This window comes from Streptomyces glaucus (assembly GCF_039533365.1).
Taxonomy (GTDB): domain Bacteria; phylum Actinomycetota; class Actinomycetes; order Streptomycetales; family Streptomycetaceae; genus Streptomyces; species Streptomyces glaucus.
Map to the genome: position 1 here is coordinate 138,510 of NZ_BAAATK010000011.1, position 26,085 is coordinate 164,594.

Annotated in this window: 17 protein-coding genes; 11 read left to right on the top strand and 6 right to left on the bottom strand. The window is 74.6% G+C overall.

Going from position 1 to position 26,085, the window contains the following annotated elements:
- Positions 1-93 precede the first annotated feature (93 nt).
- Together ABD363_RS11500 and ABD363_RS11505 are read left to right on the top strand one after the other, a co-directional pair.
- Positions 94-570: a MarR family winged helix-turn-helix transcriptional regulator gene (locus ABD363_RS11500; RefSeq protein ID WP_344602316.1), complete on the top strand. Its 477-nt coding sequence runs from the start codon at positions 94-96 to the stop codon at positions 568-570.
- A 348-nt stretch (positions 571-918) separates the two neighbouring features.
- Positions 919-1,203, top strand: a complete 285-nt coding sequence (locus ABD363_RS11505) for a hypothetical protein (RefSeq protein ID WP_344602318.1) — start codon at positions 919-921, stop codon at positions 1,201-1,203.
- A gap of 67 nt (positions 1,204-1,270) precedes the next feature.
- Here ABD363_RS11505 and ABD363_RS11510 read toward each other — a convergent pair whose 3' ends face one another.
- A complete protein-coding gene (locus ABD363_RS11510; protein WP_344602320.1) occupies positions 1,271-1,597 on the bottom strand; it encodes an ArsR/SmtB family transcription factor in 327 nt (108 codons plus the stop codon).
- A 144-nt stretch (positions 1,598-1,741) separates the two neighbouring features.
- Here ABD363_RS11510 and ABD363_RS11515 point away from each other — a divergent pair, with 144 nt between their 5' ends.
- The 5 genes from ABD363_RS11515 to ABD363_RS11535 all read left to right on the top strand — a co-directional run bounded on the left by ABD363_RS11515 (position 1,742) and on the right by ABD363_RS11535 (position 17,026).
- On the top strand, positions 1,742-2,206 hold the full coding sequence (locus tag ABD363_RS11515; RefSeq protein WP_344602322.1) for a hypothetical protein: 465 nt from the start codon (positions 1,742-1,744) through the stop codon (positions 2,204-2,206).
- 98 nt (positions 2,207-2,304) lie between these two features.
- Positions 2,305-2,622: a GNAT family N-acetyltransferase gene (locus tag ABD363_RS11520; RefSeq protein WP_344602323.1), complete on the top strand. Its 318-nt coding sequence runs from the start codon at positions 2,305-2,307 to the stop codon at positions 2,620-2,622.
- Between the two features lie 197 nt (positions 2,623-2,819).
- Positions 2,820-3,674, top strand: coding sequence for a helix-turn-helix transcriptional regulator (locus ABD363_RS11525; protein WP_344602324.1), 855 nt, complete (start codon positions 2,820-2,822; stop codon positions 3,672-3,674).
- Between the two features lie 351 nt (positions 3,675-4,025).
- Positions 4,026-16,229, top strand: a complete 12,204-nt coding sequence (locus ABD363_RS11530; RefSeq protein ID WP_344602325.1) for a non-ribosomal peptide synthetase/type I polyketide synthase — start codon at positions 4,026-4,028, stop codon at positions 16,227-16,229.
- Positions 16,230-16,393: 164 nt separating this feature from the next.
- Positions 16,394-17,026 carry an alpha-L-rhamnosidase C-terminal domain-containing protein gene (locus tag ABD363_RS11535; protein WP_344602326.1) on the top strand — a complete coding sequence of 211 codons (633 nt, stop codon included), beginning with the start codon at positions 16,394-16,396 and terminating at the stop codon, positions 17,024-17,026.
- A gap of 87 nt (positions 17,027-17,113) precedes the next feature.
- On the opposite strand, the gene ABD363_RS11540 is transcribed toward ABD363_RS11535, so the two are convergent.
- Positions 17,114-18,310, bottom strand: a complete 1,197-nt coding sequence (locus ABD363_RS11540) for a serine hydrolase domain-containing protein (protein WP_344602327.1) — start codon at positions 18,308-18,310, stop codon at positions 17,114-17,116.
- 291 nt (positions 18,311-18,601) lie between these two features.
- Between ABD363_RS11540 and ABD363_RS11545 the strand changes: the two genes are divergently transcribed.
- A complete protein-coding gene (locus tag ABD363_RS11545) occupies positions 18,602-18,889 on the top strand; it encodes a DUF1330 domain-containing protein (protein ID WP_344602329.1) in 288 nt (95 codons plus the stop codon).
- Here the strand turns inward: ABD363_RS11545 and ABD363_RS11550 are convergent.
- From ABD363_RS11550 to ABD363_RS11560, 3 genes are all read right to left on the bottom strand, one after another.
- On the bottom strand, positions 18,844-19,443 hold the full coding sequence (locus ABD363_RS11550; protein WP_344602331.1) for a cytochrome P450 family protein: 600 nt from the start codon (positions 19,441-19,443) through the stop codon (positions 18,844-18,846). The two genes, ABD363_RS11545 and ABD363_RS11550, sit on opposite strands and share 46 nt — an antisense overlap.
- Positions 19,444-19,666: 223 nt before the next feature.
- Entirely contained in the window at positions 19,667-19,942 is a 276-nt protein-coding gene (locus ABD363_RS11555) for a hypothetical protein (protein WP_344602333.1), read from the bottom strand.
- A 103-nt stretch (positions 19,943-20,045) separates the two neighbouring features.
- On the bottom strand, positions 20,046-20,930 hold the full coding sequence (locus ABD363_RS11560; protein WP_344602335.1) for a helix-turn-helix transcriptional regulator: 885 nt from the start codon (positions 20,928-20,930) through the stop codon (positions 20,046-20,048).
- A gap of 595 nt (positions 20,931-21,525) precedes the next feature.
- Here ABD363_RS11560 and ABD363_RS11565 point away from each other — a divergent pair.
- Positions 21,526-21,765, top strand: a complete 240-nt coding sequence (locus ABD363_RS11565) for a hypothetical protein (protein ID WP_344602337.1) — start codon at positions 21,526-21,528, stop codon at positions 21,763-21,765.
- Positions 21,766-22,331: 566 nt separating this feature from the next.
- A complete protein-coding gene (locus ABD363_RS11570) occupies positions 22,332-22,841 on the top strand; it encodes a hypothetical protein (protein ID WP_344602338.1) in 510 nt (169 codons plus the stop codon).
- A 499-nt stretch (positions 22,842-23,340) separates the two neighbouring features.
- On the opposite strand, the gene ABD363_RS11575 is transcribed toward ABD363_RS11570, so the two are convergent.
- Positions 23,341-24,060: an IS6 family transposase gene (locus tag ABD363_RS11575; RefSeq protein ID WP_344602340.1), complete on the bottom strand. Its 720-nt coding sequence runs from the start codon at positions 24,058-24,060 to the stop codon at positions 23,341-23,343.
- 885 nt (positions 24,061-24,945) lie between these two features.
- Between ABD363_RS11575 and ABD363_RS11580 the strand changes: the two genes are divergently transcribed.
- Positions 24,946-25,281 carry a hypothetical protein gene (locus tag ABD363_RS11580; RefSeq protein ID WP_344602342.1) on the top strand — a complete coding sequence of 112 codons (336 nt, stop codon included), beginning with the start codon at positions 24,946-24,948 and terminating at the stop codon, positions 25,279-25,281.
- Positions 25,282-26,085 lie beyond the last annotated feature (804 nt).

Consider the following 26,085-nt stretch of genomic DNA (forward strand, 5'->3'; position numbering starts at 1 on the left):
ATACGGGATGAAGGCCGCGCTTATCCTGGGTGCAGGACTCCTGGGAACCCCGCATGATTTAATGACGCATCAACAATCTGGTAGGGTCGGGGCATGCCCGAACCGCGATGGCTTGCCCCGCACGAGGCCGAGATCTGGTCGACCTACCGCCGGCTGAGCCGCGAGCTCCAGCGCGCCCAGGATCAGCAACTGCAACGGGATTCCGGCATCTCGGCGGCCGACTACGCCCTCCTCGCCCCCTTGTCGGAATCCGAGGGCGGAGTGTTGCGCGCCCGCGATCTCGGCGCGGAGGTCGGCTGGGAGCGGAGTCGGCTGTCGCACCAGATAAGCCGCATGGAAAAGCGTGGCCTGGTCGCACGGGAAGCGTGTGAGGATGACGCGCGCGGCGCGATGGTGCGGCTGACGGAGAAAGGCCGGGAGACCATCGAGGCGGCCGCTCCGGGACATGCGGAAACCGTGCGGCGGCTGTTTTTCGATCCGCTGAACCCCGACGAGGTCGGAACGCTCGGCATGTTCCTGAAGAGGATCATGGCTGCCGTGGAGGGGCGCGGCGAGAGCCCCGCTCCGTAGGAACCGCCGTCGGCTCCGGACCGACGGTCCTCGACGGCGTCCTGGGCCAGGCCCCGTCGTTCCCGGAAAGGTGCGGCCTCCATCCTCCGGGGCGCGTGTGACGGCACTCCTCAGGACGACCGCCGGCGGGCCGCCACCCCCGGCCCGCGCACGGCCGCGACGTGAGGAGCGCCGGCCTGTCCACGGCCGGCCTCCAGGCCCGCCCCTCGGACCGGGCGCACAGGCTGATCGAGCCCGGCCCTGTCGTCTTCGCCGCCACCCGGTACCGGGATGAGCGAACGCGATGACCCACGGCTTCGGCATGACGGTGCGGCGCGCCCCGCCGCTCGTCGCCTGCGCGGCCGGGCCGTGGGGTCACAGCCGCGGGCCCTCGCGGGGACCGGCGAGTGCGCGATCCCCGTCCCGCGCGCCGCCGGAGCGGAAGCCGCCATCGGCGTCGGCAACTGTTCCGGCGCCGATGCCGACGGCTTCCAGCAGCCCGGCCTCACCGCCCTGGACGGGGAGGCCGTCGAGGCGCCCCTGATCGCGGAGTGCCGCGCCGGCGTCGAGTGCGTGGTCGCGGACACCGGCCTGGTCGACATGGATGACCTGTTCCCGCTGGACGGCCGGGCCCTTCTCCGAAGGGCCGCGTGACCAGGTGGCACCACCTCCTGCGGGAGGCTCGGTGCGCGGCTCACGGGCATGGCTCGGCGGCCGGGGCTCAGGCGTGGGTGGCGTCCGGTGCGGTGCGGACGGCGTGCAGCACGCTGTCGAGCAGGCCGGGGAAGCGGGCGTCGAGGTCGTCGCGGCGCAGGTGGTGCAGGACGACGCGCCCTTCGCGGCGGGCGTACAGGACGCCGGCTTCGCGCAGGACGTGCCAGTGACGGCTCGCGGTGGAGGGGGAGACCTCGGGCAGCGCGGTGGAGCAGGTGAGTTCCTCGCCGTCGGCGAGCCGCTCGATGATGCGCAACCGGATGGGGTTGGCCATGGCGTCCAGGACGGCTTCGATGCGCAACTCGTCGCGGTGCGGGTGGGTCAGCGGCTTCATGGTGTCCATGATATGAAAGTTCACATACTTGCGAACTGTTGTGGCGGGCGTCACTCCGCCCCGGGTCACCCCGATTCCGGGCCGCCTCGCGGGCGCCGACGCCCGCACCGTCGCCGACCGTCGCATCGCCCTGGAGGCCTGACGATGCGGGCACCGAGCCGGGCCGGCCTCGCCGAGCGCCGGTCCTCGTCCACCGGAGCCGTGCTCTCGGTCCGCCTGGGCGTGGCGCTGGCGCAGTCCTCGCTGCTGTTGCTGCTGTCGGCCGCCACCCTCGAACCCGCCCCCGGCCTGTCCGCGCTGCAGCGGACGGACTTCGACGCGCAGATCCTCACCGCCGTCACCGGCACACCCTCGGTCGGCGTGCCCTGGCAGCCGGCGGCGGCGGACCGTGTTCGTCGTCCTCGTGCTGTCCTCGCCGACCAGCGCTGCCGCCGCCTGGACCGCCACCGCCCGACGGCCCGTGACGTTGCCGGCGGCACGCGAGTGAAGCCGCCGCCCGGGCGCGCGGCACTGCCCCCGCCGCCCGCGCGGCAGCCGGAACCGCGCGTGCGGGACAATCGCCGTCCAGGCTCACCCGCGCCGCCCGGGGCGGCCGAACGCCACAGGTGACCACCACCGATGCGTGCCGCGGGCATCGCCGAGCACCATTGCAGACGGTCGTCCGCCCCCGGCAAGGGGGCCGGAGCCGCCCAGGAACGGAGACAATCATGGCGGGTGCCGAATCCGACATCACCATCGTCCGCAACGATGACGACAAACGCCTCGAGGCCCACGTGGACGGACGGCTCGCGGGGATCGCCGAGTACATCCCGGCCAAGCAGGTGATCGCCTTCGTCCACACCGAGGTCGAACCCGCGTACGAGGGCCGCGGCGTGGGGTCGGCCCTCGCCAGGGCGGCGCTGGACATGGCCAGGGACGCGGACACCAAGTTCCTCGCCGTGTGTCCCTTCATCGCCGCCTGGGCCGCCCGGCACCCCGAGTACGAGCCGTGGAACTACCGGCCGACCAGCAGGGTCGTGGACTGAGCCGGCCCAGCGGCCGGCGCCGGCCCGCCCGCCGTGCCGGTGACGAGCCCGCCGGTCCCCGCCCCGGACCGGCGGGGACCGGCGGGCACGGCCATGGCCCTGAGCGCCTGGAGGGCCGGGAGGGAGCGGCGATCCCGGGTGCGATGCACCCACGCTCGGCCGGCCCTCGCGGGGCCTCTCCGCTCTAGCCTCGACGCATGGACGACTCGCAGCCCGACCCGGCCGCGGGGCTGGGCCGGTTCCTCCGCGTCCGCCGGGACCGCCTCAGCCCCGCGGAGGTGGGCATCACCAGCAGCGGACGCCGAAGGGTGCCCGGTCTTCGACGGGACGAGGTGGCCGCCCTGGCGGGCGTCAGCACCGGCTACTACGTGCGGCTCGAACAGGGCAGGGAGGCCAGTCCCTCACGCCGGGTCCTGGACGCGGTGGCGCGTGCGCTGCGGCTCGGGGCGGAGGACACCCGCCGGCTGCACGGCCTGGCCGAGCCGTCCGGACGCCGGACCAGGCCCCCCGCCCGGGTGGAGCGCGTCGCCCCGCATCTGCGGCGGCTGATCGAGAGCTGGACCGGGACACCGGCCTTCATGATCGGGCACGCCCAGGACATGCTGGCCGCGAACGCCCTGGCCGACGCGTTGTACGCCGACTTCGCCCAGCGCGACAACGTACTGCACATGCTGTTCCTGGAGCCGGCCGCCAAGACGTTCTACCGCAACACCGACCGCGCCAAGGACCGTGCCGTGGCCGACCTGCGGCACACGGCCGCGCAGACACCGGACGACCCGCGGGTACTCCGACTCGTCGGCGAACTGTCCGTACGCAGCGGCGAGTTCCGCTCGCTGTGGGCGCGTGACCACATCCGGGTCCCGCCGTACGAGGTGAAGCGGATCCACCACTCCGCGGTGGGGAACATCGAGTTGCGGCACGAGACGTTCGCAGTCCGCAGTGCGCCGGGGCAGCAACTCGTCGTTCTCCAGGCCGAGCCCGGCTCGCCTTCGGCCGACGCCCTCGCCTTGCTGGGCTCCATCAGCGCGCGGGATCGGGCCGTCGACACCTGAGCGGGGCGTCGGGCACCCGACCGTACACCGGCCCGCGGCGTCCGGGCGGACGACTCCAGCGGTCACCGGTCGCGGACGCCGTTGCTCACGATCTGCTCCCACTCCTGACCCGGCACCGTGACCAGGGGAGAAGCCGCCGTGAGCGGCCCGCCCCGATCCCTTAGGGTGGACGCGGCCGGTGAGTTGGCACACGGCGGCCGCGTCGCCTGCACCATCACCCGGCCACCGAGCCGGCGACCACTCGACGATTCGTGCCGCAGAACGCCCCGAGCACTGCCTCACGGCTTCCCCCCGCCGGCGTACGGGCGGACGGCCCGCCCGTGCCCAGGGCCCGACCTTCGAGAACGGACCATGAACCACGACACCCTGTGGAACGTCCTGCGGGAAGCCGCCCACGCGTCGCCCGAGCAGGTGACCACGCATGTGCGCGGCGACGGCGAACTCGACATCACCTACCGGGAGTTGATGAGCACCGCCCGGCGGGTGGCCGGAGGGCTGCGCGCGGCCGGAATCCGGCCCGGCACGTGCGTTCCGCTGGTCGCCGACCGCAGCGAGGACTTCCAGGTGATGTTCTGGGGCCTGCTCGGCGCGGACCTGGTTCCGGTGCCGCTCGCCGCGGACGTCCGCCGGGTCCTGCCCGTCCGGGAGCACCTGGACCGGCCGCCGGTGTTCGTGGACTCGGCGGCTGAGGACCTGGTACGGCACCTGCCGGCCGGGGCGGCCGTGGTGCGGCTGGAGGAGGTGCGCGACGGCGACGACCTGGGCGGGCCCACCGGGTGCGAGCCCGACGGCCTGGCCTTCGTGCAGTTCTCCTCGGGCAGCACCGGTGCGCCCAAGGGCGTCGAACTCACCCATGCCGCGGTGACCGCCAACCTGCGCCAGATCCTGGCCGCCTCCGACCTGGGCCCCGACGACGTGGTCGTCAGCTGGATGCCGTACTTCCACGACATGGGCCTGATCGGCACGCATCTCGCGCCGCTCGCCGCCCGCGCCAAGCAGGTCAGGATCGGGCCGCTGGCGTTCGCGCGGAGGCCCGGGATCTGGTTCGAGACGGCCACCGCCCACCGGGCCACACACCTGTCGGCCGCCAACTTCGCGCTCGCACTGGCGACACGGCGCCTGTCCGAGGAGGACATGGCCCGCTTCGACCTCACCACGGTCCGCCGCGTCGTCGTGGGCGCCGAACCCATCTCCGCGTCCGTCTGGCGCGACTTCACCCGCCGCACACGGCCCGCGGGACTGGCGCCGCACGCCCTCCAGCCGGTGTACGGCCTGGCCGAGGCCACCCTCGCCGTGACGTTCCCGCCGCCGGGCGAGATCGCCGCACCGCTGTCGCTGGACCGCACGGCGCTCGGCCGCGGACGCGCCGTGGACGCCCCGGCCGCCGACGGCTCCGCCGTCGAACTCATGGACCTCGGGCATCCCGTGCCCGGCTGTGCCGTCCGGATCGTCGACGACGCCGGCCGTGAGCTCGGCGACCGGCGCGTGGGGCACATCCAGGTGCGCGGTCCCCAGACGGCCCGCGGCTACCACCGTCTGCCCGAGGCCACCGCCGCCGCCTTCACCGCCGGGGGATGGCTGCACACCGGGGACACGGGCTTCCTGCGCGACGGGCGGCTGTGCGTCACCGGCCGGTACAAGGACGTGCTGTTCCTGAACGGGCTGAAGCACCACGCCGCCGACCTGGAGGACGTCGCCGCCGCCACACCCGGGCTGCCGCCCGGCACGGCCGCGGTCGTGGGGTCCACGGACCCGGACACCGGCGGCGAGCGCGTGGTGGTCTTCGTCTCCTGGGCGCGCCCGCCGCGCTCGGCCGACGAGGTGCTGCAACGGGTCGCCGCCCGGGTGGGGGAGGCGCTCTTCCACGACGACGTACGGGTCGTCGCCCTGCCGCCCGGCCAGTTCCCGCGCACCACCAGCGGAAAGGTGCGCCGCCATGTGCTGCGGGAGCGGTTCGAGGCGGGCCGGTACTCCCGTGTCGTCGTACGCGGCCGCGGGGCCGCTCCCTGCGCCCCGGCCGCTCCCGCCGGTCGGCCGGCTCCGGGCGGCGCCGGTGCGCCGCGGTCGCGGGCGGCCATCGAGCAGGCGGTGCGCGAGGCGTGGGCCGAAGCGCTGGGGACGGACGGCACACGGATCGACGCCCACGCGTCGTTCCGCACGCTGGGCGGCACCTCGCTGAAGGCCATGGAGGTGCTGGCCGCGCTGGAGGACGCCTTCGGCACGCCGCTGGAGGCGGCGGCTCTGCGCGGCGGGGCCGACACGGTGGCCGGGCTCGTCGACCACCTCCTGGCGCGGGCGGACGGCGGCGCGGACGTCGCGGATCGCAGCGGCTCGGACGGCACGCCCGGCCCGGCTCGTTCCGGCGGCCCGGCCCGGGAGGGCGACGGGACTCTCGCCGTCGTCGGCCTGGCCTGCCGGTTCCCCGGCGCGGACACACCGGAGGCGTACTGGCGGCTGCTCGCCGAAGGGCGGGACCTCGTCACCCCGGTGCCGCCGCACCGCTGGGACGGCGACCGGGTCCCCGCGGTCCGCCGGGGCGCCTTCCTCCAGGACCCGGCAGCCTTCGACGCGGACCGCTTCGGGCTGTCCGAGGAAGAGGCCCGCACCCTCGATCCACAGGCCCGTGTTCTGCTGGAACTGGCGCACGAGGCACTGGAACGGGCCGGATACGCCGGCCCGCGCCGCCGAGCCCACCGCGTCGGCGTCTTCACGACGGCGGGGGACAGCGGCTACCGGGAACTGCTGGACCGCACGGCCGGGGACAGCGGCACGGACCTGCCCCCCTCGGCGCTCACCGGGAACCTCCCCAACCTGCTCGCCGCACGGATCGCCCAGCACTTCGACCTCGACGGCCCGGCCCTGGCCGTGGACACCGCCTGCTCCTCCGCCCTGGTCGCCCTGCACCTCGCCCGCCGCAGTCTCACGGCGGGCGAGTGCGACATCGCCCTGGTCGGCGGCGTCAACCTGCATCTCACCCCGACCGCGCACCGGATGCTGCACGCCGCGCAGGCCCTGTCGCCGACCGGCCGCAGCCGGGCGTTCGCCGCCGACGCCGACGGGTTCGTACCGGGCGAGGGCGGCGCGGTGCTCGTGCTGCGGCGGGAGGAGGACGCCCGGCGCGCCGGCGACGACCTGCTCGCCGTGGTGCGCGGCACCGCCGTCAACAACGACGGCACCTCGCTGAGCCTGATGGCCCCCAACCCCGCCCGCCAGCGCGAGGTCATCACCGCCGCCCACAGCGCGGCGGGCGTCGACCCGGCCGAGGTGACGTACGTCGAGGCGCACGGCACCGGCACCGCCCTCGGCGACCCCGTCGAGCTGAAGTCCCTCGCCCACGCCTTCCCGCGACTCCCCGGTGGACGCCCCCGGCTGCTGGGCTCCGCCAAGACCAACATCGGCCACCTGCTGAACGCCGCCGCGCTGCCCGGCCTGGTCAAGGTTGTGCTGGCGCTGCGCCACGGCCAGGTGCCGCCCTCGCTGCACGCCGACCCGCCCTCCCCGCTCGTCGCCGAGTCCGGGTTCCGGGTGCCCGACCGGCTCGTCCCCTGGCCCGCGCCGCCCTCGCAGGGCCCACTGGTCGCGGGCATCAACGCCTTCGGCTTCGGCGGCACCAACGCGCACGCCGTCCTCCAGCAGGCCACCGCGCGCCCCGCGCACGGGCCCCGGCCGGACGACGGCCCCCATGTGCTGGCGCTCTCCGCCACCACCCGGCCCGCGCTGCACGCCCTGGTCCGCGACCTGTCGGCCCACCTGGACACCCACCCCCGGATCGCCACCGCCGACCTGTGCCTGACGGCCGGGACGTCCCGGGACGACGACCGGCACCGGCTGGTCCTCGTCTGCGACGAGGACGGCGATGTACGGGCGCGGCTGGCCGCCCTGGCCGCGGCCGGCGAACGGGCGGCGGAGGCCGACGCCGGGGCGGGCGCCGCCCCCGCGGCGGACGGTCCGCCCAGGGACACGGACGTGTTCACCGGGACCGTCCGCACGCGCCCCCGCCTCGCCTTCCTCTTCCCCGGGCAGGGCGCCCAGCGTCCGGGCATGGCGGCGCGGCTGTACGCCACCGCACCCGTGTTCCGGGACACCCTCGACGAGGCGTCCGCCGCGCTCGGCCCGTTGCGGGGCCGCACCCTCACCGACTGGTGCACCGATCCGGGCGTCGACCCGGCCGAGCTGGCCCGCACCGAGATCACCCAGCCCGTCCTGGTCGCCTTCGGCGTGGCGCTGGCCCGCCAGCTGGGTTCCTGGGGCGTCGTACCGGACGCGGTCGCCGGCCACAGCGCCGGGGAACTGGCCGCGGCCTGCGTCTCGGGCCTGCTGCCGCTGTCCGGCACGGTGCGCTTCGCCGCCGCGCGCGGTCGTGCGATCGCCGAGCTGACCGAGCGCGGCGCGATGGCCGCGGTGCTCGGCGCGGACGACGCCGCGGAGGCGCTGGTCGCCGCTTCGGGCGGCGCCCTGGCCGTCGCGGCCCGCAACGCCCCCGGCCGACTGGTGCTGTCCGGCACGGTGCGGGCGGTGGCGGACGCCGTGGCGGACCTCGCCGCGCGGGGCATCGCCACGCGCGAGCTCCCGGTCTCGCACGGCTTCCACTCACCGCTGATGGAGCCGGCCGCCCGGGCGGTGCACGACGCCGCACGCGCCCTGCCGCCCGGTACCGCCCGGATACCGCTGCTGAGCACCCTGACGGCCGACTGGGAGCCCGCCCCCGACGCCGCCCACTGGCGCGAACACGCCCTGCGCCCCGTTCAGTTCGGGGCGGCGGTGCGGCGGCTGGCCGAGGACGGGTACGACACCTTCGTGGAGATCGGGCCCGGCACCGACCTGCCGGCAGCCCTGCGCACGGCCACCGCCGGCCGGCCCGGCGCCCCCGTGACCGTGCTCTCCGCCCTGCCCGCCGGACACCGCGAAGACGGCGGTGGACGCGGCGAACTGCTGCGTACCGTGGCCCGGTTGTGGACGCTCGGCGTCGCCGTCGACCACGCCGGACTGGCGCCGACGGGACGCCGCGTGCCGCTGCCCACGTACCCCTTCCAGCGGCGTATCCACTGGCCCGGCCCGGACGCCGCCCGGTTGCTGCACCGCGTCACCTGGACGCCGGCCCCGCCCGCCCCGCCCGCCGGAGCCGCCCCCGTCACTCTCGTCACCGGGCCCGACGCCGAGGCCGTGCGGGCGTTGGCCACGTGGCTGGCCGAGCGCGGCGTGCCGATGGCGCACGCGGGCACGGCCTCCGCCCACACCGTCGTGCACCTGTCCCGGCGGGCGGGGGAGGGCACCGAGGGGCCGGCCGCGGCAGCCGACCTCCGGCACACGGTGCGGCAGTTCGACCGGGCCGGTGCGCGCCGCCTGCTGGTGCTCACCGAGGACGCCCACCACACCGGCGCCGACGGTGAGGCCCGGCCACGCCCCGAGCAGGCCCTGCTCACCGGGATCGCGCTGGCGTTCCCGCAGGAGACCGAAGGCGCTCAGCTGGTCTGCGCCGACCTGTCCTCCCGGGACACGCGGGAGCGGCGGCTGGAGGCCGTCCTCGCCGAGGTGCGGACAACGGGGAGCGGCACCCAGGTGACCGCCTGGCGGCGCGGCACCCGGCTGCTCCGGGGCGTCGAGCCGCTGCCCGCCACCGCCGTGCCGGACGCGGACTGCCCCCTGCCCGCGGACGGCGTCTACCTCATCACCGGCGGCACGGGCGGCCTCGGCGCGGCACTCGCCCGGGACCTCGCCGGACGCGGCCGCCCCACGCTCGTCCTTGCCGGCCGTTCCCCGCAGCCCCCTGCCGGACTGCTCGCGGAACTCGCCGAGCTCGGCGCCGACGCGCGCTACCGGCGGACCGACGTGACGGACGAGGCGCAGCTCGACGCCCTCCTCGCGGAGGCCCCCGCACCGGACGTCGTCCTGCACGCGGCGGGGGTGGTCCTGCCGGGGTCGTTGCGCGGCACCGGCCCGCAGGACACGGACCGTTCGCTGGCCGCCAAGGTGCACGGCACCCGGCTGCTGGCCCGGGCCCTGGAGCGCCACGGCCACCGCCCCGCGCTGTGCGTGGCCTTCTCCTCGGTGGTCTCGGTGCTTCCCGGCGCAGGGGGCGCGCTCGGCGACTACGCGGCGGCCAACGCCTTCCTCGACGCCTTCGCCGCGGCCGAACGAGCCGCCGGGTGCCGCTGGCTGGCGCTGAACTTCGGCCCCGTCGCCCGTACCGGGCTCGCCGCCGTCGGGGACGGCACGCTTCTGCGAGCCGGCGGCGTCCCCCTGGCCCCGGCCGAGGCGTTGCGCGCCCTGCGCGCGGCCTGCGCCGTCGACACGGCCGCCCAGTTGGTCATCGCCGACCTGACGGACGCGGACAGCTCCGTCCGGACCGGCGCACCCGTACGGACGGACGACAGGATCCCGGCAGAGGCGCAAGGCCCGGCAGGCCCTGCCGAACACCGCGCCCCCGCCACTCTCACCCGTCCCACCGCCCCCGCCCGTCCCACCGCCGTCTCCGGCGGCGCGTCCGGCACGCGCCTCCTGGTACGCGGCCTGCTGGCCGAGGCCCTGCACCTGCCCCCGGAGGCCGTCGACCAGGACCAGGCCTTCCTCTCGCTCGGCCTCGACTCGCTCGCAGCGGTCGACCTGGTCCGGCGGCTGGAGCGCGCACTGGGCCGGGAGCTTCCGGCCACGTTGTTCTTCGAGTACCGCACGGTGCGCGAACTCGCCGCACACCTGGACGCCCGGCCCGCCGGCGACGGCACCCGGGCCGCGGCGGCACCGCCCGGTGACGCGCCCGGCCCGGCCACCACCGCGGAAGGCGTGCCGTTCCCGCTCACGCCCGTCCAACTGGCCCTGCACACCAGCAGCGTGCTGTATCCGCGGACCCCGGCCCGCGGCTGGGTACGGCACACCGTCCGAGGGCCGCTCGACCCCGCCCTGCTGCGCCGCGCCCTCACCACGCTGGCCGGCCGGCACGGCATGCTGCGGATGCGCATCGGGCAGGACGGCGGGGTGCCGCACCAGGTCGTGACGCCGGGCGCCGCACCCGAGGTGTGGTTCGAGACGCGGTCGTGCCCAGGGGGCGCGGCGGCGCTGCAGACGCTGGAGACGGAGCTGGCCAACCGGCCGCTGGACCTCACCGCCGAGCCCCCCTTGCGGGCGCTGCTGGTGACCGAGGACGCGGAGGTGGCCCATCTGATCCTCGCCGTGCACCACGTGGCAGCCGACGGCTACAGCCTGAACGTGCTCGGCACGGAACTGTGGACGCTCTACACCGACCTCGCCCTCGGCCGCGCCCCTTCCGCGTTGCCGCCCGCACCGGACTTCGCCTCCTACGCCACCGACGCGCGACGGCCCGCCGTCCGCGCCGACGACCTCGCGTACTGGACGGCCCGGCTGGCGGACCACGTCCCCCTGCCCCTGCCCTACGACGGTCGTCCCGACGCCGAGGACGGCCCCGGCCCCCTCGTCGCCGTGCACCACGCCCTGGACGAGGATCTCGTCGCCGCGCTGCGGGAGAGGGCCGCCGGGTGGAACGTCTCCCTCTTCCATCTCCTGCTCGCCGCCTACGCCCGCTGCCTGGCCCGGTGGAGCGGGCACCGGGCCGTCGCGGTCGATGTCGCCCGGGCCGGCCGGGACGCCCGGCTGCCGGGACTCGACCGGCTGGTCGGCCCTCTCGCCGACACCCTGCCGCTGCTGCTCGACACGGACCCGGACGAGCCGTTGCCCCACCTCGCCGAACGCGTGCGCCTGGCCTGGCTGGAGAGCGAGCGGCACACCACGGTGAGCAGCCTCGACCTGGCCCGGATGATGCCGGGCGACGCCTCCGGGCCACGTGCGGTGAGCCCGGCGAGCTTCAGCTTCGCCCGCTTCCCGGCCACGCTGGGCGCGGACTGCCCGGTCGACGTGCGGCCGACCGCCGCGGGCACCGGCTCGGCCGCCACCCGGCTGAACCTGCTGGTCTGGGAGGACGGGCCCCTGCTACGGCTGTCCTGGAACGCCCCCGAGCGCCTCTTCACCGCCGCCACGACGACCCGTCACGCGGCCGATTACGAACGGGAACTGCGTGCCCTCGAAGGCGACGCCGGGTCCCCGGACACGAGGAACGGCCCCCTCGCGCCGGTGCCCGCCCGTGTTCCCCGGGCGACTGTCGTCGGCCGTCTGCTGCACCGGTTCCGTACCGTTCCCGACGCGATCGCCGTCGACGACGGCCGGTTGTCCCTGACGTACCGGGACCTGGACGCGGCCAGCCGTTCCCTCGCCCTCCGCCTGCGCGAACGGGGCGTGGCGCGGGGGGACCTGGTGGGCATGGTCACCTCCCCGGGCCCCGGCACGGTGATCGCCGTCGTCGGGATCCTGCGGGCGGGCGCCGGATGGGTGCCGCTGGACGCGGAGCACCCGGCGGCCCGGCTGGCGGAGCAGACGGCCCGGTGCGGCGTCCGCGTGGTCGTGCACGACGACCGCACCCGACCGGCCGCGCGGGCGCTCACGGCCGCGACAGCCGCACCCGTGGTCATCGACACGGAACCCGTCGCCGCCCCCGGACCCGCCGCCGGGTCACCGGACGGCTCCCCCGACGAGACCGCCGCGGACTCCGACGCGACGGCCTACGTCATCTTCACTTCCGGCTCCACCGGCCGCCCCAAGGCGGTGCCCGTCACCTTCCGCGCGATGGAGAACTACCTCGACTGGGCCGTGACCACCTTCGCCTACGGCCCCGGCGACCGGCTCGCGAACACCTCGTCCCCGTGCTTCGACGCCTCCGTACGCCAACTGCTCGCCCCGCTGCTGACCGGCGCCACGGTGGTGACCGCCGACCGTGACCTGGTGCGCGACCCGGAGCTGCTGCTGGACCACGTGGAGCGGGCGCGGATCACCGTGTGGAGTTCGGTGCCGTCGTTGTGGGAGCGGCTGCTGGCCGCGGCGGAGAACCGTCTCCGGCGCGGTGAGCGGCCGCCCGACCTGTCCGCGCTGCGCCTGGTGCACGTCGGCGGGGAGGCGCTGTGGGCGGACTGGGTGCGCCGCTGGTTCGACCTGTTCGGTCCGGAGCAGCGGATCGTGAACCTCTACGGGCCGACCGAGACGACCATCAACGCCACCTGCCACTTCGTCACCGAGCGCCCTGCCGACGAGGTCACGACGCTGCCCATCGGCCGCGCCGTCGCCGGGACGGAGCTGCTCGTGGCCGGCCCCGGCGGTGAGCAGGCCGGTCCGGGCGGCACCGGCGAGCTGCTGATCGGGGGCGTCGGCCTGTCCGCCGGTTACCTCGGCGAACCCGAGCTGACGCGGGCCGCGTTCGTGTGGCGGGACGGCCGCCGCTGGTACCGCAGCGGGGACCGGGTGGAGGTGCTGCCCGACGGCGCGCTGCGGTTCGTCGGCCGGACCGACGACCAGGTCAAGATACGGGGCCACCGCGTCGAGCCCGGAGAGGTGGAGGCCGTGCTGCGCGCCTGTCCGGACGTCGCGCAGGCAGCCGTACTGGCCGACGCCGGAAGGCTGCTGGCCTTCGTCGCGCCCGTGGCACCGGGGGTGCGGGAGGGCGTGGACGCGGTGGCGCTGCGGCGGTATCTGGCGGACTCCCTGCCGCCCTACATGGTGCCCGCCCGGATCGTCCTCCTGGACTGCCTGCCCCTGACCGGGACCGGCAAGACCGACCGGCGGGCGCTGCTCGCGCGGGTCCGGGCACCGGCCGCGGGCACGCCGCCGGTGTCGGGCCCGATGCCGGACACGACCGCCACGGAGGAGCAGCTCGGCCGCATCTGGTGCGAGGTGCTCGGCGTCGACCAGGTCGGGCGTCACGACGACTTCTTCGAACGCGGCGGCGACTCCCTGCTGGCCCTTCAGGTGTTCGACCTGCTCGCCCGGCAGAGGGGCGGCCCGCTGCCCCGGCCCACCGCCGTCTACCGGCACCGCACCCTGGCCGAACTGGCCGAAGCCGTCGACGCCGCAACCGCCGACGCCGACGCGGCGGGGGAGGAGAGGCGCCCCCACGTCTCCGCAGGCGAAGCGGAACCGCCCACCAGCGACCGCGACCCGGCGGCCCCGGCGTTCCCGGACGCCTACCCCGTCACCCCGGGCCAGCGCGGCTTCCTGCTCGCGGAGGCCCTCACCCCCGGCACCGGGGCGTCCTGGCTGGCCCGGCTGCGTCTGACCGGCCCGCTCGACCGGGACTGTTTCCAACGGGCCGTCGACACCCTGGTGGCCCGGCATCCGATGCTGCGCACGGTCTTCCCCGCCGGGGCGAGGCCGCCGGTGCAGCAGGAACTGCCCCCGTCGCTGCGGCTGCCGGTCACCTTCGAGACCGTGTCCGGACCGCAGGAGCTGGAGCAGCGGGTCGAGGACGAGCGGCGCCGCCGTTTCGAGCCATGGGCCTGGCCCCTGCTGCGGCTGAGCGTGCTCACCCTCACCCCGCGGGAGCACGTGCTCGTCGCGCACGCCCACCACCTGATCGGCGACGGCTACAGTGCCGCCCTGCTCCTTCGGGAACTGACCACCGTCCACGACGACTTGAACCGCGGCGTGGCACCCGGACTGCCCGAGCTGTGCGGTACGTTCCGCGAGCACGCGGAACGCCTCGCCGGGCGGCCCGCGCCCCCGCGACCGGAGGAAGACGGCGCGCGGCGGCGCCGAGCCGACCTGTGCGCGCCCTACAGCAAACCGGTCCTGCGGGCACGGGCCGGGGGAGCCGGGCAACGACAGCCGAACGCGTCCGGTGCCCCCGGCTCCGCCTCCGACGGCTTCCGCTCCCACGGCTTCGTCCTGGACGCCACCGTCGTGGGCGCGCTGCGCAAGATCGCCGCCGAGGCCGGTGCCACCCTGTACGCGCCGCTGCTCACCGCCTACCACCAGGCGCTCGCCACCCTCACCGGCCAGGAGGACCTGGTCATCGGGCTGGCCGTGTCCGGCCGCGACCACCCCCTGCCCGACATCCACCGCGTCTTCGGGCCGTTCGCCACCGCCGTCGCAGTCCGCCCCTTCGGACCCGGCACCCGGGCCGCCCCGCCCGGGGACGACTTCCCGCAGCGCGTGCGCAGGGTCGTCGACGAGACGATCGCCGCCCGCATCCACGAGGACATCGTCCCGCGGGACGCCGCCGGACTGCCGTTGACGTCCCAGTTCTTCTTCACCTTCCTCGACTTCGGCCCGCTGGGCCCGCGGAGCGGTGACCTCCTGGCCGTGCGGTGGGACGAGGAGGAGGACAGCGACTTCACACCGCCCGCCGCCGGCACGGACGTCTTCCTCGCGGTGCGGCCCGACGGGGACCGGCTGCGGGTCACCGTGCGCGGTGCGGCGGCCGCCTTCGACGGGCCCGCGCTCGCCGCGTTCGCCGACGGGCTGCGCGACCGGCTCGTCACCCGGACGGTGCGGCCCGTACGGCGGTTCACGCGTCCCGGTGGGCAGGACCTGGACGCCGCGCTCGTCGGCTACCTGCCCGCGCCCGTCCATCTGGCGCGGCTCGCGGGCCTGCCGGAGAGGACGGCCCGCGAGGACATCCGCCGCCTGCTGTTCCCGGACGGCGCACCCCGGCTGCTGGAGACGACCACCACCCCGCTGGGCCGGTCCGGCTTCGTCGCCCTGCCGCTGTTCGCCGACGAACTCGCCGGCGACGGCGCCCTGGCCGGGCGGACCGTCCGCGCCGTGGAGACGGCCTCGGCACTGGGCGCCCGCTGCGTCTCCCTGGCCGGGATGATCCCCTCGCTCACCGGCTACGGCTTCGACGTGCTGCGCGCCTCCCACGGCCCGGCGGCGATCACCACCGGGCACGCGGCCACGGTCGTCTCCATGGTGCGCACGGTGCACGCCGCACTGTCGGCCACCGGCCGGGACCTGGCCGGCACGGAACTGGCGGTGGTCGGGCTCGGCTCCATCGGCACCTCCTCGCTGGAGTTGCTGCTCACCCTGGCCGGGCGTCCGCCGGCCCGGCTGCTGCTCTGCGACGTGCCGGGCAGCGGCCCGCGCCTGCGTGACCTGGCGCGGACGCTGCGGGAACGCGGCCTGGCCGGAGAAGTCGCCGTGCACGTCTCGGACCCCGGCCTGCCCGACGCGGTGTACGAGGCCGGGCTGCTCGTCGCCGCGGTCGGCGGACACGGCGCCCTCGTCGACATCGACCGGCTGCGTCCCGGCACGATCGTCGTGGACGACAGCTTCCCGCACTGCTTCGACACCGGCCGGGCGCTCGCCCGCATGCGTGAGCCCGCGGACGTCCTGGTCCTGGGCGGAGGACTGCTCACGGTCGGCGCCACCCGGCGCGCCCTGGCCGAAGGACTGCCCGACCTCGTCGCGACCGGCGCGGCGGTGGCGCAGCACGGGCTCCCCGGCACGCTGGCCTCCTGCCGCACGGAGTCGCTGCTGCACGCCGCCGGCGCGGACGTGCCCCTCGTGCGGGGCCTGGTGGACGGTTCCACGGCCCTCGCCCACTGGCGCGCCCTGGAACAGGCCGGAGTCACCGCAGGTCCGCCGCACCTGCTCGGCCAGATCCTGGAACCCCTCCCGGCAGGCGTCCGCCCCCCGGCGGACGAGGTGTCCTCGCCCTCGGCGAGGCCGAGCCCGGGAACGCCGGTGCCCTCGAGTCCCAGGAGCGACCCGCATCACTGAGACGGCCTGCGGCGGGCCGGCAGGACAGGGCGCGGATCCTTCTCCACGCGCCCGTGTCCGGGCCGGTGACCCGCAGCCCTTCGCTCGGCTCCCCCGGGAGCACGCGCGGGCCGTGCACGGGCGCGTGCTCCCGGGAGCTCGGCGGTCCGGGCACCGCCGGGGACGTGGTCTCGTTGACGTTCCCGGCGGCCCGGCCTCTGCGGGGGAGGCCGCTGGACGACGCCGCGTTCGCCGCGCGGACCGGCCAGAGGGACGACGTGGGCGATGGTCTGCGGACCTGGCTGTTCGGCAGCGCCACCGGCGCTGCCGAACAGCCAGGCCCGCCGCCCGTCGGCGCAGGGCCGCACCGGGACCGCCTTCCCGGCCGCCGTGCCGGCCCCGAGGCGGCGCCTGGCCTCGCCGACGCGCTGGTCGGCCGTACGGAGGACGCCGAACAACCCGGCGCCGGGCTGCATGCGCACGCCTTCCGCCGGCGGGCCGGCGACGACCGGGTCGGGACCGAGCGTGTCGACTGGGCACGGACCTCGATCCGTACCGTGCGGGGGACCGCGGGCGCCGCCCGGGCGCGGAAGGGAGCGGCCTTCAGGACCGACGTGCAGGCGCCGGCGGGCGCCGTCGCGGAGGTCCACGTGCCCACGGCCGGCCGCGACGAGGTGAGCGCACCCGACGGTGCCCGCCACCCGCGCACGGAGTCCGGCTCCGCCGTCCGTCGGGTGACGCGCGGGACATGGCGCTTGACGAGCGTCCGGCGGGCGGCAGCCGGACGGGAGGACGGGCAGCCCGCGACGACGGCCTGACCGCGACGCGGCGGCCGGGCGTGCCGGCGGCGGCCCGCCGCCGTGAGGGCGTGCGGGCCGCTGCGCGCGGGTGACCCGCCGACTGGTTCAGTCGACGGCCGGAGCCTGCGGGCCGTAACCGGCGGTGGAGTTCTGGACCGTCGCGGCGGCGGCGGGCGGGGTGCCGCAGAACGCGGCCTCCAGGGTCCCGCCCAGTGTGCTGTTGACCGCGCCGTTGTTGGACGTGTTCGCCAGTGACGTCATGCTGCGCGAGCCGTCTTCGGTGGTGAACGCGTACGTGTAGTAGCCCTGGACGGTCCCCGTGTGGCCGTAGACGGTGACACCGCAGGAGAGCCTGCGCGCCCGCAGGCCCAGTCCGTACATCTGTGTGCCGTCCGAGGTGACCGGGGTCATCCGCATCATCTCCTCCAGCAGGTCCTCGCGGACCACCTCACCCTTCACCAGCGCCGAGGTGTAGCGGTTGAGGTCCTCGGCGTCGGAGATCACCGCACCGGCCGACTGCGCCCAGGAGACCGTCTGCTCGGTGGAGTCCACCAGCGGCAGTGAGGGGTCGTCCTGACGCAGGTAACCCCGCGCGTACGAGCCGGACAGGGTGGTGCGCGGGTGCACGTAGGACGTGTTGCGCAGACCCAGCGGCGTGAAGATGCGCTCCTGGTAGTTGGCGCCCACGGACGCGCCGGTGACGTGCTCGATCATCTGGCCGAGGACGACGAAGTTGGTGTTGGAGTAGCTGTAGGCCGTGCCGGGCGCGTTGTTGAGCGGGCGCCCGGTGGAGAGGTCGATCAGCTCCTGGTAGGTGAAGACCTTGTTCCTGACCGCCTCGAAGCCGGGGACGGTCCGCGCGAACATGTCGTTGCTGTAGTCGTACAGGCCGCTGCGGTGGCCGAGCAGGTGCCGTACGGTGATCGCGTCGCTGGGCAGGGGCTCCGGCAGGTAGAGGTTGGCCGGGGCGTCCAGGTCGATGCGGCCGTCGGCGACCAGTTGCATGACCACGACCGCGGTGAAGGTCTTGCTCACGCTTCCGACGCGGAAGCGGCGACCGGTGTCCATCCGGGTCTGGTCGCCGGTGTCGGCCACGCCGGTCACGACGCGGTAGCTCCGCCCGCTCTCGTCGACGCGGGTCAGGGCACCGGGCGCACCCAGGGAGACGGCCTTCTGCTGCACCGTGCGCAGGGCCTGGGTGTCGGGTGCGGGGAGGGCCGGGGTGGAGGCGAGGGCCGGAGCGGCCGACATCGCCACCATCGTCGCCCCGATCAGTGCGGTCGTTGCTGTCCTGATTCGCATGCGCGTCTCTCTGTGATGGTCCGTGGGGGCGGCACTCGGCGCACGCATGCGCCGAGTGCCGTTGCTCCATGCTGAGTTGCGGCGTACGCCCGGACGGCGGCGACACCTGCCTGACTTCGTCACGGTTCCGGCACGGTCCGCGGTGCCCCGCCCATGTCGTTGGTTCGCATGGATGTGAACTGTTGTGGTCCACGTCACCGGTGCCGTTGTTGTCGCCCGGGCGAGGCCTGGTGTTCAATCAAATTGTTCACAAACTAACGAACTGATGGAACGTCAGCCAAGGACTGCAGCATGAGCGCCTACATGGTCATCAGCGTCACCCCCCGGGACGAGGACAAGATGCGCGACTACGAGGCCCGCACCCTCGACGTGGTCGCCAAGTACGGAGGCAGGCCCATCGCCCGCGACACCGACTGCTTCGTTCTGGAGGCGGATCGGCGTCCCGGCATCGGCGTGATCCTCGAATTCCCCGACAAGCAGGCGGTGCGGGACTTCTACGAGTCCGAGGAGTACCGGCCCCTCAAGGAGTTCCGTCACACGTTCGCCACCGCCGGCGCGCTCGTCGTCGCAGCCGTCTGACCTCGGCGGTACGGCTGCGACGGAACCGAGGCCGGGGACGGCACGAGATGCCGGCCCCGGGCGTTGTGTGCTCGGAGGTGCACCCGTGCCCAGGACGTGGAGCGCGCGGGAAGCCGCACCGGCCCCCGCGTGATGCCGGCCGGCGGCCGCGCCACCGGTACGCCGGCGTCGGCCCGCTCCGCATCGGGCAGGCGCGACAGCGGCGCACGCAGCGCGACGGCCGCTTCGAGCCGGGCCGGCGGCGCGCCGATGCAGTGGGGGATGCCGTGACCGAAGGACGTGTGCCGGACGTTCCCGCGCAGGACGTCCAGCCGGTCGGGGTCGGCTCCGGCCTCGACCGGGGCGTCGCGGCCGGCCGAGGTCAGTGCGACGGTCACCGTCTCGGCGGGCCCGATCGACCGGCCGTCCGGCTCGGACTCCCCGGTCGTGAACCGGGCGGGGATCACCTCCAGGGGCGGGCCGCAGCGCAGCAACTCCTCGACCGCGCCGGGGATGTGCCGCGGGTTCTCCCGCAGGGCGCGCGTCTGGTCCGGTCGGTCGAGCAGGGCGACCACGGCGTTGCCCAGGAGCTGACGGTGGTCTCGTGGCCGGCGACCACCAGGACGACCGCGGCGCCCAGCAGTGCGGTGCCGGACAGCCTGCCGGAATCCTCGCCGCGTATGGCGATCGACCGGGACCGCGGATCGTCCGAGGGAGCGCGCCGCCCGGCGGCGAGGAGGTCGCGCCGGTATCCGTTGAGCGCCGGCGGACCGGCACGCCGCTGATCGGAGGGGGCGCTCAGGAAGTGGCGCGTCCACGCCGGCAGGTCCTCGCGCGCCTCCTCGGGCACCCCAGCAGCTCCAGGATCACCGTGATCGGCAGCGGCGTGGTGCAGGACGCGACGAGGCCGGTGCGGCCCTGCCCGATGAACGCGCCGATGAGATCGTGGGCCGGTTCGGTCACCCGCGGCGCCGGTCCCTCCACGGCCCGGGTGGCGAACACCGCGGACACCAGGCGGCGCAGCCGGGTGTGCTCCCGGGGTCCGCCATGTCGGCCGAGAGGCCGCTCGTCCACCAGGCCGCCTCCCCGCCGGGTGCCGCCCGCCCTCCGCTCACCCCGCCCGCCCGGCGGCGCTGCACGGGGTGACACGTGCAGCGCGAACGGCAGGCGGCCGTCCTCACCTGCGCAGGGGCTCGCCGTCAGGGGCGGCGGGGGAGGCCGTGGACGAGGACCAGGTCGCCAGCAGCCGCAACGCGGTCTCGTCCGCCGTGCCGGCGGGGGCGGTGTAGACGAACAGGGTCTGGTCCCCCTCGCCTGCCACGGACATGGCCTGGTAGGTGACCGTGAGGTCCCCGACGACGGGATGGTGGTACCCCTTGGTGCCCGCGGTGCGTTCGATCACCCGCTGGTCCGCCCACATCCGGCGGAACACGGAGCTCTGCCGGGACAGGTCGGTCACCAGCTCGCTCAGCTCCGGGTCCGTGCCGTGCCGGCCGGCGTCCATGCGGAGCATCGCCGCCGTGTCCGCCGCCACTTCCTCCCAGTCGGCGTACAGCTCCCGTGCGTACGGGTCGAGGAAGACGAAGCGGGCCTGGTTGCGTTCGTGCTGCGGCAGCGCGGCGAAGTCGGTGATCAGCGCGGTCGCCAGCCGGTTGCCCGCGAGCACGTCGGTGCGCCGGCCCAGCACGAACGCCGGGCAGTACACGGTGTCGAGCCTGGCCAGCAACTGCTCCACGACAGGGCTCACGGCCTGCCGGAGTGCGCAGGCCGGGCGGTGGACCCGCTCCGGCCGGGCCGCGAGGTTGAACAGGTGGACGCGTTCGGCGTCGTCCAGGTGGAGCGCCGAGGCCAGGGAGTCCAGGACGGCACGCGACGCGGTGCGGCTGCGTCCCTGCTCCAGGCGCGTGTAGTAGTCGACGCTCACTCCTGCCAGCTGGGCGAGTTCCTCACGTCGCAGCCCCGCCACCCGCCGTCGCGCCGTGGCCGGGAAACCGACATCGGCGGGTTTGAGGCGTGCCCGGGCGGCCCTGAGGAACTCTCCGAGAGTCACGAGACGGTCCATGCCCTCATCCTCGCCGAGGAGCACCGCCGGAACGAGGGCCCAGGGTGGCCCTGTCGCTCCCAGGATCCGGCCGGCCCGCGGTCACCGCTCGCCTCTCCGGCACGAGCCGCCCGGACGATCTCCGCGTGCCCCGGACCACGGCGACGCCCGCCCCGCCGCGGACAGACCAGGGCATGACACCAGCCGTCCGGGCCCTCGGCCGCGCCGCACGCCGCGGGACGGCCGGCCCGCTTCCCCCGACGGCTTTCGGCCCTGCCCGGGCACAGCGCGAATCCCGGCCGCCTGACACGACGAAGCCGCCGTTCGGATCCGGCCTCCCCGGGCTCCGCGGGCCGGCCGTCCCGCTCGTCGTCCTCGCCCACGCCGGTCCTCCCCGGATCGCCGGCGGACACGTCGGGGCCGGCGCGTTCTCCGTCATCCCCGCTTCCTCACCCCGTCCGGACTGCTCCACGGGGCAGCCCGGACGGGAACCGCGTCCCCGCGCCGCTTCCGCGCCCGGCGCGCCCCGCACATCCTTCCCCCGGCCGCGCTCGTCCCGCCGGCCACCCCGGCCGGCTGCCGGCTCCTCGCCTCGAAGACCCGCCACGGGGAGTTCGTGCGGGACGCATGGGCAAGCGCCTCGCACGTCGTGAACATCGACCTCGCGGTGCCCGGCACCGACCACTTGCGTGAAGGGGAGGTTCCGAGTCCCTTCCAGCCCTACCGGTCCCTGTCCGTGGAGGAGCAGTTCCACCTGCTGTGGCCCCTCCTGCCGCTGGTCGCGGCCGGGACCGCCCGGCACCCCCTGCTCAGGGCAGTGCCACCGGCCCTGCCGTGCGCCGATCCTTCCTCCTGACCGTGCAGACGACCCCCGGCCCGCCGTCCCGGGGATGCCTCGGTCCGCGCACACGCCTGCGGGAGCCGGGCCGCGGAAGCCTCCTGGCCCTCTGTGCCGGGTCCCTCACCCGCCTGCCGCGCTTCGCCGCCGCCTGCACCCGGCTCGGACCGGCCGCGATCGTCGCCTCCGCCGTGCTCCACGACGACCGCACGCCCTTCCCGGGGACCCACGCACCCCTGCCCGTCCGGGGAGCGGTCCCGGTGGTCGGCGGTGGATGCTACCCGTCCCCGCCCGCCGCCGCGCGGCTGCTCGGCCCGCGCCCCGCCGCGCGGCTCCGGGGACGTCTCCCGCGGCCGGTGGCTCCGGCGCTGGCCGTGCCCGGGCGCGGGCCGGTGTCCGGTGGGGGAGGGCGCCCTCGTCCACCGCGACGAGAGCCGCATCGCGGAGTCCTGCTCCGAGGCACCGGCAGCGTGGCTGGATCTGGTGCCCGCGCCGCTGTTTTTGTTGATGCGTCATCAAAAATGCATTAGCTTTCAATCACTCCGGTAGCCGGACTGAGACCCACGACCTTCAGGAGCCCCGTCATGAACAAGCACCACCTGGCCGTCCGCGGCGCCGCCGCTCTCATCACCGCTCTGGGCATCGCCGCCGCGGCCGGCGCGACACTTCCCGCCGCTGCCGCCGCTGCCCCGCCTCACCGCGCGGCCTCGGGGACCGCCTCCGCGCAGGCGGAACCCCACCCCGAACTCGACGGCCTGCGCATCCGGGCGGCCGGCTCGGCCGACGTCTACCTCGTCCTCGACGGCCGGCGCCACCTGGTCCCCAGCCCGGTCACGTACACCGCCCTGTTCGGCGACTCCACCGCCGTACGCCTGGTGCTGACCACGGACAACATCAGCGACGGCGGTGCTCTGACCGCCTACGCCCACCTCGCGCGCAGCACGGACAGCACCGACGTCCACCTCGTCTCCAACGGCAGCAAACGGCTGATCAGCGGTGCGGCCCTGGACAGGTACGGCTTCGACACGACGAAGGTGCGCACCACCTACCCGGACGTCCTCGCCGCTCTGCCGTCGGCCGCCCCTCTCGTATGACGCCGAGCGCACCGGCGGCCGCGCACCGGCCCGACCCTGCTGACACACGCGGACCACGGTGGGGCCCGTAGGCCCGTCCGCCGCCGTTCCCAGCACGATGTCGTACAGGTAACGGCCGCCCCCCGGAGGGCGACACGGTGAGGGTCTCGCCCGCGCCCGTCACCCGCGCCGCCCGCTCGTTGCGTTACCCCCGGGGCCCGTACCGCTGATCACCGCGACCCGGGCCGGTGCGTCGCCCGTATCGCGCGCCGTGACGCATGCGGCGACGGAGCGGGTCTCGTCGCGCCCGCGAGGGCAGTGGTGGCGGAGGTCACCGAACGAGGTGAGGCCGCACGACACCTCGGTCCGCACGGGAGGCAGACCTTCGCAGCCCCCCAACTGCACGGCCCCGTCCTCGTCGTCGGACGGTGCGGGGCCGGAGGGCGTTGTCACATTATTGGGTGCGTGGGTCTCTGACCGCGTATCGGGGCGTGGGGAGGGCCGGGTTTCGGGCCGGTGCTCAAGCCTTGGCGGGCTGGCCGGCGGCGCCGGTGATCTGATCCCAGATCGCGAAGCGGATGGCCATCTCGGCCCGGTAGCCGGGAGCGCTCATCTGGTGCCGGCGGGGTCGGAAGTGGGGTGAGATGCCGCTGAACGCGGACAGGAACCGTTGGGCTCCGCCGACGCTGTGGAAGCCTTTCATGGCGCGTTCACGCTGCCGGGTGGGCTGATGACTGTTCTCGGCCCGGTTGTTCAAGCCCTTGTGCGAGCGGTGCTCGACGGAGGGCATGACCTTGCGGTGGGCCGCGTCGTAGGAACGGAGCTTGTCGGTGACCACCACCCGCGGCACCGAGCAAGTCTTCTTGAGTAGTTCACGGAAGAAGCGCCTGGCCGCAGCGGTGTCCCGCCGGTTCTGGACCAAGATGTCGAGCACGTTGCCGTCCTGGTCGACGGCCCGCCACAGGTACCGCTGCTCGCCGTCGACCCCGACGAAGACCTCGTCCAGGTGCCACTTGTCCCCGGGCCGGGGCCGCCTGCGGCGCAGGCCGTTGGCGTAGGACTGCCCGAACTTCGCGCACCAGCGGCGGATCGTCTCGTGGGCCACCATCACGCCGCGCTCGAGCATCAGCTCCTCGACCTCGCGGAAGCTGAGCGGGAAGCGGAAGTACAGCCACACGCAGTGCGCGATCACCTCGACCGGGTATCGGTGCCCCTTGTACGACGGCGGTGCGCTGCCCACGGACGACCCCTCCCAGCACGACCAACCAGAAGATCATCCCACCCGGTCAGCCAACGTGACAGCGCCCTCGCCCGCTGGGAGCAGCGGACGGGAACTCGAGTCTTCCCTGTACCCGCCAGGGCTTCAGAGCGCCACGTTGTCGCGGGCCCACTGCTGGAGTCCCTTCTTGCCGGCCCCGCACTGGCCCGTGGCATCAACGCCCCGCCTCCGCGAAGGGGCCGCCGCCCTGAGGACCCCCGAGCTGGCCGCGTATACACGACATGACTGGGCATGCTGGCAGATCCACTACGTCCCCGAGGCCCGTACCACCCCGCAGTCTCGGCGTGGAGGACAGGCCGACAGCGCCGCACCCGTCCTTGCACCGCCACGATCGGTGGATCGGATCAGGCACCTGGCCAGCCGGTGCGGCGCACCGCCCTCGGAAGCACCGGTCGTCCCAGGCGGTGGGTGCCATCAAGCGCACGGCTGGCCGGTGTTTCTGGCATCGACCTGCTGTGCCCCCCGGTGGGCCGGACAGGGGCTGCGGCATAAGGCTCGCCGTCCAGCCCGTGCCCCGGCCGGTGCCGGACGTGACCCGTATCAGGTGGGCTGCCCGTTGCGGAGAAGGGTTACTCCGGCAACTGTAGGCCCATCGTCGGCTCGGCGTTACGAAATTCCGCGGCGGTATCTGGACGAACTCGTAGGTCAACTACCTGCTTCTTTGGATGAGTTGACGTGGTGGTCGTGCCTCTGGCATCCTAGAAATGGCACCACACGCATGTCCGCACGTACTACGGCTCCTCTTCCCCAGTGAAGATGGGCCGTCTTTGTTTTCCGAACCGCTTCCCCGAACCGCTGAGCCCCTGGGTCTTTCCCAGGGGCTTTTTTCGTCCCTGGAGGTCCACCTTGTCCACCCTGCCTGCCGCCCTGTGGGGGGCGCCTTTCTGGTTCATGGCACTGGCCGTGCTCGTCCTGTTGGCCGTGCCCGGCCTGGTCGCCTTCACGAGTTGGCTGATCACGCGGCGGGCGGCGCCGGACGATCTGCCGCAGGTCCTGTTCGGACTGAGCCACGTCATCTCCGCGTTCTGCGGCCTGTTGCCCTGGGGCAAGCCGTCGGTCCTGCCTGCACCGCTTCAGCCGGTCGCGCCGGACCCCGAGCCCAGTACGCTGCCAGCGCAGACCCTGGTGGTCATGCGGAACGACGTGGCGCTGCAACCGGAAAACGGGGGTGTAGATCGATGACAGGCCGGCACAGGGAGAGGGCTGTGGTGCGCCCCCGGGTGGAGCGCACCACGTCCTGGAGTACCGTCCTGCGCTCCATGAACCGTGAGAGGGCGGAGACGCTCTTGGCCTGCGCGTTGTACGGAACGCGGCTAGAAGAACTGGCCCACGCTAGGGGCCAGAACTGGTCCAGTGCATGGATAGCACGGACGGGAGCCGTGTCTCAGGCGCAGAGACTCAGTGTGGAGTTGCAGCTGGACAACATTCTGTTCCCTCAGAGCGGGGACACCCTCGTCATCGATGACGGCCTGCGGGCACTGATCCGTGAATGGAGGATCGAGGAGCGGTTCGCACCGCGCTGCCAGCAGTGCGATGCTCCGTTCGCCAGGCGAGCCCAGGGCGGTCGGCGACCTCGCAAGTACTGTTCCAACGCCTGCCGACAGAAGGCGTACCGGCGCCGCAATGCCGCAGCGCACAGGGCAGCAGAGCAAGGCTCCGAGTGCCACACCCCCGAGGACGTGCACCGTGCTTTGGCCGAGGGACAGAAGGTGGGGGAGGTCACAATCTGCGGGGTCTGCGCGCCTGGCTATCCCATCCGGGCCCGACTGACGAATGACGTGTAGACACCCGTCTTCGGGCGCCACCCGTTCCCGAAGTGAATCGACTGCGTCCCACCACCCCCTGGCCAGGAATGTGCATGCTCGGGGCCGGACAGTCGGCCACCAAGAGTACGAGATCCCCGGCTCCTTACTGAGGTTTTCGTTAGTTCTGTGGGGGTGGGTGGATGGTGAGTCCGGTGTGGGCGAGGAAGGACCAGGGCAGTTG

Bases quoted from the DNA above. Each gene is read 5' to 3' on its own strand.
- ABD363_RS11500 (WP_344602316.1), top strand. From the start codon at position 94: ATGCCCGAACCGCGATGGCTTGCCCCGCACGAGGCCGAGATCTGGTCG.
- ABD363_RS11510 (WP_344602320.1), bottom strand. From the start codon at position 1,597: ATGAAGCCGCTGACCCACCCGCACCGCGACGAGTTGCGCATCGAAGCC.
- ABD363_RS11515 (WP_344602322.1), top strand. From the start codon at position 1,742: ATGCGGGCACCGAGCCGGGCCGGCCTCGCCGAGCGCCGGTCCTCGTCC.
- ABD363_RS11520 (WP_344602323.1), top strand. From the start codon at position 2,305: ATGGCGGGTGCCGAATCCGACATCACCATCGTCCGCAACGATGACGAC.
- ABD363_RS11525 (WP_344602324.1), top strand. From the start codon at position 2,820: ATGGACGACTCGCAGCCCGACCCGGCCGCGGGGCTGGGCCGGTTCCTC.
- ABD363_RS11530 (WP_344602325.1), top strand. From the start codon at position 4,026: ATGAACCACGACACCCTGTGGAACGTCCTGCGGGAAGCCGCCCACGCG.
- ABD363_RS11540 (WP_344602327.1), bottom strand. From the start codon at position 18,310: ATGCGAATCAGGACAGCAACGACCGCACTGATCGGGGCGACGATGGTG.
- ABD363_RS11545 (WP_344602329.1), top strand. From the start codon at position 18,602: ATGAGCGCCTACATGGTCATCAGCGTCACCCCCCGGGACGAGGACAAG.
- ABD363_RS11560 (WP_344602335.1), bottom strand. From the start codon at position 20,930: ATGGACCGTCTCGTGACTCTCGGAGAGTTCCTCAGGGCCGCCCGGGCA.
- ABD363_RS11570 (WP_344602338.1), top strand. From the start codon at position 22,332: ATGAACAAGCACCACCTGGCCGTCCGCGGCGCCGCCGCTCTCATCACC.